Origin of the sequence: Schleiferilactobacillus shenzhenensis LY-73 (genome assembly GCF_000469325.1) — a bacterium.
GTDB lineage: Bacteria > Bacillota > Bacilli > Lactobacillales > Lactobacillaceae > Schleiferilactobacillus > Schleiferilactobacillus shenzhenensis.
Genome location: NZ_KI271604.1, coordinates 24679 through 34891 on the forward strand (window position 1 = coordinate 24679; position 10213 = coordinate 34891).

Annotated in this window: 10 protein-coding genes; 5 read left to right on the forward strand and 5 right to left on the reverse strand. The window is 53.1% G+C overall.

All coding sequences use genetic code 11. The features are described from left to right. Positions 1 to 228 precede the first annotated feature (228 nt). Positions 229 to 1422 (reverse strand): methionine adenosyltransferase, encoded by a 1194-nt coding sequence (gene metK, locus L248_RS12365; RefSeq protein ID WP_022530583.1) that lies wholly within the window; start codon positions 1420 to 1422, stop codon positions 229 to 231. A 155-nt stretch (positions 1423 to 1577) separates the two neighbouring features. On the opposite strand from metK, the gene L248_RS12370 reads away from it, so the two are divergent. The 4 genes from L248_RS12370 to L248_RS12385 all read left to right on the forward strand — a co-directional run bounded on the left by L248_RS12370 (position 1578) and on the right by L248_RS12385 (position 5282). Then, positions 1578 to 2465, forward strand: a complete 888-nt coding sequence (locus L248_RS12370) for a helix-turn-helix domain-containing protein (protein WP_022530584.1) — start codon at positions 1578 to 1580, stop codon at positions 2463 to 2465. After that, on the forward strand, positions 2446 to 3357 hold the full coding sequence (locus L248_RS12375; protein ID WP_022530585.1) for a helix-turn-helix domain-containing protein: 912 nt from the start codon (positions 2446 to 2448) through the stop codon (positions 3355 to 3357). Before L248_RS12370 ends, L248_RS12375 begins: the two co-directional genes overlap by 20 nt. 151 nt (positions 3358 to 3508) lie before the next feature. Continuing rightward, positions 3509 to 4402 (forward strand): helix-turn-helix domain-containing protein, encoded by an 894-nt coding sequence (locus L248_RS16125; RefSeq protein WP_022530586.1) that lies wholly within the window; start codon positions 3509 to 3511, stop codon positions 4400 to 4402. Continuing rightward, positions 4392 to 5282, forward strand: a complete 891-nt coding sequence (locus L248_RS12385) for a helix-turn-helix domain-containing protein (RefSeq protein ID WP_040536732.1) — start codon at positions 4392 to 4394, stop codon at positions 5280 to 5282. Before L248_RS16125 ends, L248_RS12385 begins: the two co-directional genes overlap by 11 nt. A 59-nt stretch (positions 5283 to 5341) precedes the next feature. Here the strand turns inward: L248_RS12385 and L248_RS12390 are convergent, their stop codons facing one another. Together L248_RS12390 and L248_RS12395 are read right to left on the reverse strand one after the other, a co-directional pair. Beyond that, positions 5342 to 5698: a hypothetical protein gene (locus L248_RS12390; protein WP_022530588.1), complete on the reverse strand. Its 357-nt coding sequence runs from the start codon at positions 5696 to 5698 to the stop codon at positions 5342 to 5344. 111 nt (positions 5699 to 5809) lie between these two features. Then, positions 5810 to 7318, reverse strand: a complete 1509-nt coding sequence (locus tag L248_RS12395; RefSeq protein WP_040536734.1) for a hypothetical protein — start codon at positions 7316 to 7318, stop codon at positions 5810 to 5812. Positions 7319 to 7578: 260 nt separating this feature from the next. Between L248_RS12395 and L248_RS12400 the strand changes: the two genes are divergently transcribed. Beyond that, positions 7579 to 8277: a hypothetical protein gene (locus tag L248_RS12400; protein ID WP_040536736.1), complete on the forward strand. Its 699-nt coding sequence runs from the start codon at positions 7579 to 7581 to the stop codon at positions 8275 to 8277. Here L248_RS12400 and L248_RS12405 read toward each other — a convergent pair. Together L248_RS12405 and L248_RS12410 are read right to left on the reverse strand one after the other, a co-directional pair. Continuing rightward, positions 8274 to 9812: a DUF438 domain-containing protein gene (locus L248_RS12405; RefSeq protein WP_022530591.1), complete on the reverse strand. Its 1539-nt coding sequence runs from the start codon at positions 9810 to 9812 to the stop codon at positions 8274 to 8276. The two genes, L248_RS12400 and L248_RS12405, sit on opposite strands and share 4 nt — an antisense overlap. Then, complete coding sequence (locus L248_RS12410; protein WP_022530592.1) at positions 9802 to 10035, reverse strand: DUF1858 domain-containing protein; 234 nt, start codon at positions 10033 to 10035, stop codon at positions 9802 to 9804. The genes L248_RS12405 and L248_RS12410 overlap by 11 nt, the downstream gene beginning before the upstream one ends. Positions 10036 to 10213: the final 178 nt, after the last annotated feature.

Sequence of the window (10213 nt, forward strand, 5' to 3'; positions counted from 1 at the left end):
CGCGAACCATTTCCACGCCCAGCCAGCCGGAGGGCCCAAATCGCCGGTGCCACGTACGTTTTTTCCTGCTCCACGAGGCGGCCGCGCGAAGCGCAACGCCGTACCGGCCCAAATCGCCGGGCCCCCGGATCATCCCTCTGCACGAAAAAAGAGACGTCCGCTCAAAGACGCTTTTCTGAAAAAGCATCTCTGTTTGGTCGCCTCTTATTGCTCGTCGGTTACCGGAAACTACTTGCTGGTGCTGAGCAGCTTCTTCAGGGCCGGCACCCGATCCAGGTGCTCCCACGGCAAATCGACATCTGTACGTCCAAAATGACCATACGCTGCGGTCTGCTTGTAAATGGGCCGCTGCAGGTCGAGCATCTTGATGATGCCCGCTGGTCTTAAATCAAAATTAGCGCGAATGGCTTGTAAAATCACATCTTCAGGAACGCTGTTAGTCCCGAAGCAGTCCACGGACAGGGAGACCGGTTCGGCCACCCCGATGGCGTAGGCAATCTGCAGCTCGATCTGGTGGGCCAAGCCCGCCGCCACGATGTTCTTGCAGATGTAGCGAGCAGCATAGCTGGCCGACCGGTCGACCTTCGTCGGGTCCTTGCCGGAGAATGCACCGCCGCCATGGCGGGCATAACCGCCGTAAGTATCAACGATGATCTTTCTCCCCGTCAAGCCGGAATCAGCTTGGGGACCGCCGACCACAAACCGGCCAGTGGGATTGATCAGGATCCGGGTGTCGTCGTCCAGGTACTGGGCCGGGACAACGGGTAGAATAATGTGCTCGGTGACATCTTGCGTGATCTGGTCCAGCGTGGCGCTGGGATCATGCTGCGTACTCAGGACGATCGTGTGCACGCGAGCGGGCTTGCCGTCCTCGCCGTACTCGATCGTCACCTGAGCCTTAGCATCTGGCCGCAAGTAAGGGATGATTCCCTGCTTGCGCACTGCCGCGGTCCGGCGCATCAGCTTGTGGGCCAAGGCGATGGGCAGCGGCATATACTCCGGCGTCTCGTCGGTGGCATAGCCGAACATCATCCCCTGATCGCCAGCGCCGATGCGGTCCAGGGGATCCTGGTCCTGCTCCCGCGCTTCTAAGGAATCGTTGACCCCTTGGGCAATGTCGGGCGATTGTTCATCGATGGCAGAAAGGACCGCGACGCTGTCGCCGTCGAACCCGATACGGTTATCGGTATAACCGATGTCTTTCACGGTCTGGCGGACGATGTGCTGAATGTCCACGTAGGCGGTGGTCGAGATCTCGCCGGTGACCAGCACCAGCCCGGTGGTGACGACAGTTTCCGCCGCTACGCGGGCATTGGGATCTTGGGCTAAAATGGCGTCCAGGATGGCGTCGCTGATCTGGTCGGCAATCTTGTCCGGATGGCCCTCGGAAACAGATTCCGAGGTGAATAAGTGTTTCTCCATAGTTTCCCCCTCTTCGGTTACAAGGTGCGCCCTTGGGCTGCGCCTATCGGGAATGTAACTGACCCATATTAGCACATCCCCGATGAATTACCAAACATCTCTTTACCCGGAAATGCTATGATAACGATACAATCCACATGGGAGGAGTGACGGCTATGGAACTGGGAACATTTTTTCGTCAGCAGCGCCACGACAGCGGGCTGACCATTGATCAGGTGGCACGGAATATCGTGCCGGCTTCCGTTCTTTCCCGGTTTGAGCGGGGAGAAAGCGAACTGAACGCATCGGATTTTCTGAGACTGCTGGTGCGCTTGAACGGTGACGTTGAATACTTGCAAAAAACATTCATCGACTTGAATCGAGACCGTTATTTTACGATTGAAATGGCTAACGGCGAGGAATTACAGGGCCGCAGGTGGCAGCACCATTATGCCGACTTATACAAAACCACCGGCTGGTTTTATTATCGCTTGGCAGCCATCCGGTTTAGTGTCGTTGCGGATATGTACCAGCAGCCCCACCGGGAAACAACGCCGGAATCGTTTGATATCGTCGTAGGGTATCTGAACACCATTCCGGACTGGGGGACATTCGAGATCAACCTCATGAGTACGATTAGCGTTGGTTTGGTTGACGATCAATTGACTCGGATTACCCCGAAGCTCCTCTCCGTCCTGGCGGCAAAATCCGCAGGCGCCGGCGTGCGTGATCGCAATTCATCGTTCTACGATCTCGTGGCCGCCTGTCAAGGTGTGGCTTTGTCAATGACCCGTGACCACTTGTACCGTGACGCCAAGGTCGTCATGCAGGCTGTCGCAAAAGTCCCGCTGGAACAAAACATGATCTTGCTTTATAACCAGGCAAAAATTCGCCTCCGGTTAGCTTATCACGACGATCCCACAGCTGAAACGACTGAACAAATGAGGCAGCTGACCGATACCTGGCAAGGGACCCAGTACGATTACTTCAGGGCCACCGACTGGCAGTCGTGGCAGCGATTTATTGGAAAAGAGGCCGCGTATCGTGCCCACAATCAACATTAATACATTGTTCCGCCAGCAACGTGAACTGCGGGGCTTTTCCCTTCATAAGCTGGCCAAGGGCATCGTTTCGGCGAGTACCTTGTCTCGTTTTGAACAGGGCAAGACGCAATTGTCGGCGGTCTCCTTTGTCCGCCTGGTCAACCGGATGCAAGTTGACTGGACAGCGTTCATCCCAGATGAACAAGCCAATCAGATGAATGCGATTCAACGCGTTGCGGCGTTGGCTGAGGCTGGTCAAGGCCCTGCATTAGAACAATTGCTGGCTAGCGCGACAGCATCACGGGAAGACAATGTGATCCTCCTTTGCCAATTGACGCTTGCCCACTATTTTCCGAACAGCCGCGATACACCTGACAGTCAAAAGTTGACCGCCGCCGTTCAATCCGCTACCGCCAGAGTTATGAGTGCGACAGGGTACTGGTCCGCCTTTCTTCTGGCCTTGGCAGGCGAACTCGTTTATCTCACCCCGCTGCAATCGTTACCCATGCTTTTGACGGTCAATGCCGCTCAGTTTCACACCTCTGAGCCGCAACCCACAGCCACGTTTACCGCAGCCGCCCTGCGCATCCAGCTTGCCGGTGTCCTCAGGCTCCTCCGCGCGAATCACGCGACAGACGCCCAAACTGCTTTTCAGCAATTCTCTGACGTGCCTTCCGGATATGCGGAAGAAGAATTAACGCGAAGCATGATTCAGGCACTGTTAGCCAATGAACCAATGGCGAAGGCATCGAAACGGGCAGAGACCGTCAACCGTATTCTGAACGGTATCGTAATCATGGGCGACCGCCGGTTCCTCGATGAATTCATACCGCAAGTGTTGCCCATACTGCAGCAACAGCAGTTTGTGCCACAAAGCGCGGGCGTACAGCAGATGCTGGCTCGCTATGAGTAGCCAGAGAACTGCCATACACCTCATCCGGAATTTGGCCGACCGCGATAAAGTACGCGTGAGCCGCACTCAGTGTGATACCGCCATACAGATGCTACACGCCGACAACATATTGTGATTTAATTAGGATAAGAAATGTGGGGGAGGGAACACAATGGAATTAGGGGAATTTATGCGCCATCAGCGTCAAGATGTGGGGCTCACGATTCATCAAGTCACACACGACATTATGCCCGATTCAGTGTTGTCGCGTTTTGAACGAGGAGAAACGGAGTTGGGTGCCAAATCGTTTGTACAGATACTGACCAGGTTGGACGGAAACATTGATTTTCTGCAACAGTCATTTCTAACTGCGAACAAGACTTTCTACCACTATCCTATCGACGACACCCTCACTCCTGATGTGTATCCCGCTCAGATTGTCTATTTTCAAAAGTTGTGGGAAGAGACGCAGTGGCCCTATTATCGATTAGCCGCGATACTGTTCATTGCGATCGCCGATGTGTATCATATTGAAAATTTCCATCTGACCGATGATATGCTGGGGCGTGCTGTTCATCATTTGGCGCACATCTCTCGGTGGGGCCAATTTGAAGTGACATTGATCAACGCCGTCAGTCCGTTTCTCAAGGCAGATCAAGTTCAGACTCTAGCAGATCGGATATTTGAGCAAATCAATGCCGAATCAAATTATTATGCTCTGCATTCTCGCAACTCTCGGTACCATAACTTGATTTCTGCCGCCCAGGGAATGTTTAACGCTGCTTACCTCCAACGTAATATTACATTAGCAGAAACCATTTTCTCTGAACTGGACACTGTCAGACCGCTTCCGAGCATGGTTCAAGAGAAAAATCGGTTTGTCGAGATGATCATTCTGGACTTGTACCATCATCCCAATGAAGAGAAACGGGTCACTGCCCGTCTCGTTCAAATGTACCAAGGATTCCGTGGTACACGTTACAACTATTCCCGAACAGCACAACTGGACGCCTGGCCGCAAGTTGCGGCTAATGTTCAGAAATGGGGGTGGGCTGATGGACATTAATACAATCTTTCAACAATTGCGCCGGGAACGTCACCTAAGTCAATCTCAAGTGTCCACTGGCATCATCTCTGTGAGCACGCTCTCCCGCTTTGAGGCCGGTAAAACGTCATTGTCCGCTGTCACGCTTGTGGCCCTGCTCAACCGAATGCAGGCTGATTGGTCAGAATTTGTTCCATCTAAAGCGGGTGGCAGCGCGAATCGTGTACAACTTGTCCGCAAAATGATTGTCGAACGAGCAAAGGACCCGCTTGTCTCATTGTTGAAGTACCTGGAACACGAAGACACTCTCTCTCCGCAATTCGTCTGGCTCTGCAAATTGGTATTGATGGCGGAGTTCAACATGTCGTTTTCAGATAAAGAGGAAGTTATCCAAGCCGCAATGGCCCATCTTTACCAGCAAGAATACTGGCCACTGGTGTCACTAGAAATTTGCAGCCAGCTTGTGCTCCTCACACCGCTGACTTCGCTGCCAACGTTATTATCCACAAACGCGCGACAAGGGGCATTGAGAAAGCATGACATAAACTTTACTCCGTACGCAATTAGCAACCAATTACGGGGGGTACTTCGTCTCTTGAGAGAAAACCCAGATCATTCAGAACCAGCACAACACGCTTTCGGCGAACTTGCCAACATTGAACCGCAACAATACGAAGACGAGTTTGCCATCTGTTTGACCAGAGAATTACTAGGAAACACGAGCAAGGGAGCTTGCCCCCTCGATTTTTCGGCTATCGCCAACATTTTCAATACTTGCCTCATCCTGGGATCGGCAGACTTCTTACGATCTTGGGTGCCGCTCATGGCTCCTATCATGCGCCAGCAGGGTTTCACCACTGATTTATTCGTGGTCCAAGACTTTTATTCCGACTATGCTTGAGGCTTGCGTGAAAGGCGCTGCAACCGGACTGCGATGGCAGAACGATTGCAGCGCCTTTTCTAGTGAATCGCATTCATTACCTTGTCCAAAATCTTCTGTGTTGGGCTCGTGAAAAGAGCGTATACGTTATCGACATTGGCTGTTGCAATCAGTTGGATTTGAGTCTGGCTGTCCCCAACAGGCGTGAGAATAGCCTCGATGCCGCCGTATGTCGTTGCCTTGTGGTAGTCACCTGTAACCCGCATCGTTGCAGCATTAGCATCTACTTTCTTGAAGCCATTATTCGTCAGAATGCTAACCATGTTTTGCATCCATTGCTCCCGACCGCCACCGACGACGATTGTTTCTTCTTTGCTTTTACGAATTCCCAATTTGAATCTTCCTTTCAAATTTTCTGCACTTTTGTCGAAAATCATTTTCCGCCTGTTACCCACTTTACAATCAGTCTACTAGCAAATGTGTCTCTCGCCTAAGACTAAGTTGATCAGTTCTCGGTTCGGACTGAGCTACGGACACATCACAACATGCTAATTCGGCAATGGATCACTGTCTGGATTCCATGAATTGTCTCTCCTTAACTGCCGACTAGATGTGCTTCCTCCCATGTTCATTACGTCTGCACTTATCGGATATAGCGCCATCCCTTGAATATTTGTGTCGGTCGGTTGAAGAGAAACGCGACCCAGAGTAGGATCCACTTGCACCGTAAAACCCGACTTGAGCGTAGCAGATACTGTTTGTACAATGGCAAAGGAATTGTCCTTCTTGATGTACAGGGTGAAGCCACCTTCGTTCAGATTCCATTTACCATAAATTCGTTCAGTCAACAAATTGGTAATTCTTTGACTGTCTTCACTGGTGTTACTACTTTGACCATTGTCAGAGGACGAATCTGGCTGGCTCGACTCATCGGATTTTTGTGATTCTGATTGTTGGGATTCTGTTTGGCCAGTATCAGCATCTTGCAATTCGTCGTCCTCGGCTTCATCTTCGGAATCTGAATCTTCCGTGTCGCTGTCATCATATTCGTCATCTGAACTTTCCAGACCATGCGCGTTTTGAAGCTTTGTGAGGTATTTTCGTACCTCCGTTCCATCTAAGTCAGCGGTGTACTGAGTCTTTTCTTGCTTTCCAGCGGGGTACATTTCTACACCGAACCAATAATACCCGGGCGTGTCCCCCTCGTCCCAAAACTCCATAGAGTAAATAATTCCATTGCTTTTTACGACAATGCGAGTTGCCGGATGATTCCATCCATCCTTCGTGTAAAGATTGCCCTTCCGTGCTGATTTGTCCAATGCTTCTTGCACTACTGTCCCATCACCATGAAACATGGCAACAAAAGCACTGAGATCGCCGATACAATCTTTCGGGTCGTCAGACACAATTCGTAAATATAATGAATTGATGTTCTCTGTCTTTCTGTTCGGCGATGGTATCAGCTGCCAATTTTTATTCGCACCATCATCAGTTTTGTCATACCTAGCCCAACTCCAAGCCTTATCAGCGTCAGCAGGATCCAACACATCCGGATCTTCTTGCCAAAACTGCCAGGCGTATGGATACAAATCACCACGAAGATTGTCCTGAGCCGCCTTTTTGAACTGAGCGGCCAGGCTCGACCGTTTAACTAGCACACGTGCTGAAGGAATCGTAACCTCAGTGAACTTCTCAAAGCTTTTTGTACTAGACACTTGAAGATGATAGGATTGTGAACGCGCTTCTGGAGAATACAGATAGGCAAACTTCTCTTGATTTTTTTTACCTGGTTGGGATTTTTGCACTTTTTTGGCGGAGCCTTCACGATAAAAGACGGTATTTCTGTCAGTTTTTATCCATACAGCACCAGCACACGCCTCTGTACCATAGTTTTGAAGTTCGGTAGCACTGAACTTCTCCACCGGTTCGAACGACAGAGAAATTGCGGGGTCACGATTATTGTTACTGCACCCCGATGTAATCGCAATTAGAATGGAAAACAACAGCAAACCATACAAATATTTCACAATACGATTGTTCTTCCGTACAGGCGTCATTGGTTCATCTCCCCTTTGAAAACGCGTGTCACCTGCGCTATCTTTACATTCATTTTACCTTTGGTGATGTTTCAAAGGACACAATTGCAAAAATGCAAGGATTGACATATATGTCAACAAAGCACCGTTTCCTAGACCAGGAGGAAACGGTGCTTCTGTTGGCACCTGTTTGTGTCCCTTTTTCGTTACACCATCCCTGGCGTCTTGCGCACGTCTACGCTATCATGAAAGAAGAAATTCCTAGAAAAGCAGGTGCTTCCTTGGCTTCTGATACTCCCCGAGAACGATGGTTCCATACCGCCGCCTTTGCCGGCGTGCTGTTATTGGCCCCCTGGCTGACAGCGTGGCAAAATGCCGGCTTTGCCCGCTGGGGTGCGCTCACGTTAGTGTCCGCCGCCGGGCTGTTGAACATTCTTTACCAGGACTGGCTGACACCGCGGCATCCCAAAATGAACTTGGCCATTCTATGGCTGGTGATCAACACGGGCTTGGGTGTTTTCGCCGGCTTCACCAGCAACTGGTACATGCCGATCCTTGTCGTCCTGGCCGCCATATTGTGGATATTCGGCCCGCGACTGGCCCAACGGCCGGTGGAACAGCAGCTCCTGCCGGTGATTGGCTATGGGCTGGCCCCCTTTCTCCTCAGTATCGTGCTCTACACGACAGCCGAGGGCGGCTTGTTCCTGCCTGCCCTGGCCTGGCCGGCGGTCACGTTGGTGGTCATCGCCGCCGTGGAACTGATGCCGGGCATCACCCGCGGGCCGATCCGGTTAACGATCGTCATTGGCGTCGCCGTGGTCCTCTTTCTCATCGCCGTGCCTTGGGCGCACTTGCCAATCATGACACTGATCCTGCCGGTCTTGGCCCTGGTGGTGGCGATGATGCCCCAGAGCAAGCCATGGTGGGCGGGCGTCATTGTCACGCTCGGCAGTCTGGTCTACTGCCTGCTCATCCGCTAATCGGCGCTGTCGAGCCGCTTCTCTCCCGTAATGGCTTGAATCGGGTCGATGTCCTGGGATACTTCCAGGCAGCCTAAGTAAGTCCCTTCCGGGGAGCGAATGGCGAAGTAGCGAATGTACATATAGTGGCCGCGGAAGTGGATCCAGAAGTCGGCGTGATCCCGGGTGCCGCTATGGAAGTCAGCGAGGATCTTCTCCACCTTGTCCACACTCTTGGGCGGGTGGCAGTTGACCACCAGACGGCCGATGACGGCGGTGGTCCGGGGGAAGACCCGGTCGGGATTGTCGCTGAACCAGCGCACCGTGTCCTGGGCATCGACGAAGGTCATCTCGAAGGGCAGGAGGCGCAGGATGTTTGTCAGCTCGGCCAAGGTGAAGCGGCCGGTGGGCAGGACCACTTGCACACTGCCGTTGGCGTCGGCTGTCATGTGAGAAATGAACGGCTCCGCCGCCGCTCCGCGCCGTTTGCGCCGGGCGGGGACGGGGTCTTCTTTGTCGGCCAGCATTTTCTTAACGAAGTCCGGCATCGCCGCCTTGCCGTGGATTTGGGCCATAATATCGGCGGTGTCTGGCTGCTTCGCGGCAGCCGCCATCGCTTGCGGTACATTATTGTTCGGCCGCCCCGGTCGAGCGGCAGGCGTCTGGCGGGTTGCCTCCTGGGCAGCGGCCAGCTGCTCTGCTTGCGTGTTCAACGCTTGGGCGAGGGCCGAGGTCTTCTTCGCCGGCTGGGCCAAGTCCGCTGCACTGGGATGCCACGGGAGCGGTTCGGCAATCAGGGTATAGCCGATGGGATCGCTCTCCGCCGCCACCGTGCCCCAGTCTGCCGGTGTGAAGACTTCCAGCACCATGGGCAGGAGAATGGCGTTCTCTTTGAAGATCATCTCGTCGGTTTCTTTGGCGGCTTTCTGCACGGCCTTCTCAATCACGTACTTGTCCGGCAGCGGGTCACTCGCAAGCAACTGGTTGGCCTGCTTGATCCAGTCGCGAATCTCATCGTCCACGCCCCACATCACCTTGGGCGGTGCGGTAATCCCCAGCTTGTCCATGATTGGGAAGATCAGGTTCTCCTTGCGGGCATAGTGATGGTCGATGGTCGCCAGGTCGGCCATGGCCCGCCGCAACCGGCGCAGGTAGTCGTTATCCGCGCCGTCCTGGATCCATTTCTTCAACACCGGCAGGAGTTCATCATTGATCAGCGAGGCCAGCACCGTGTTCTCCAGCTTCATCACCTGGACCGGGTGTCCGGGAATCTGCTCCTCCGGGGTCTTGCTGTCGTTGGTGATCTTGCCCCGGAACACGGCCGCATGCACGTTGCACAGGTTCTGGATTTCCATCGGGTTCAGCCCGCTGGCAATCAGCTGCCGCTCCGCCGTCGTAATCTCCGCCACATCAACGCCGTCGAAGGAGTCATCGAACATTTTCTTTGCTTCTTCGAAGGAACCGCCATGGTGCAGCAGCTCCAGAATCGCCACGATCCGCTTCTGCCGCCACGCCGCGTTATGGACCGGCAGCGTCTTCTCGTTTTTATTTGTCATCCGTTATCACCTCATACCCCGCTTGCGCGAAGGCTTCTTGAATCGTTGAGAAAGGAATCCCCATCAGCCGGGCGCCTTTCGTCAAATCCACAAACCGCCCCACCGAGTTCAGCATCCCCGGTTCAGCAATCTTCGTAAACCCAATCCCGACCATGATTTCTCTGATCTCCGGATACGCCTGTACTAAATCATAGACAGATGTCGTCGCCTTGATTTGAATCATTGTGCACCTCGCATTCTCCTATTCCCACAGTGTACCAAAACATACCAGAGTGCTGCCGCCTCATTAGCACCGTCTGCACCAAAAAAGACCATCGCCGCACTTTGGCGATGGTCTTTTTATGATGGAGGCTACAGGGCTCGAACCTGTGACCCTCTGCTTGTAAGGCAGACGCTCTCCC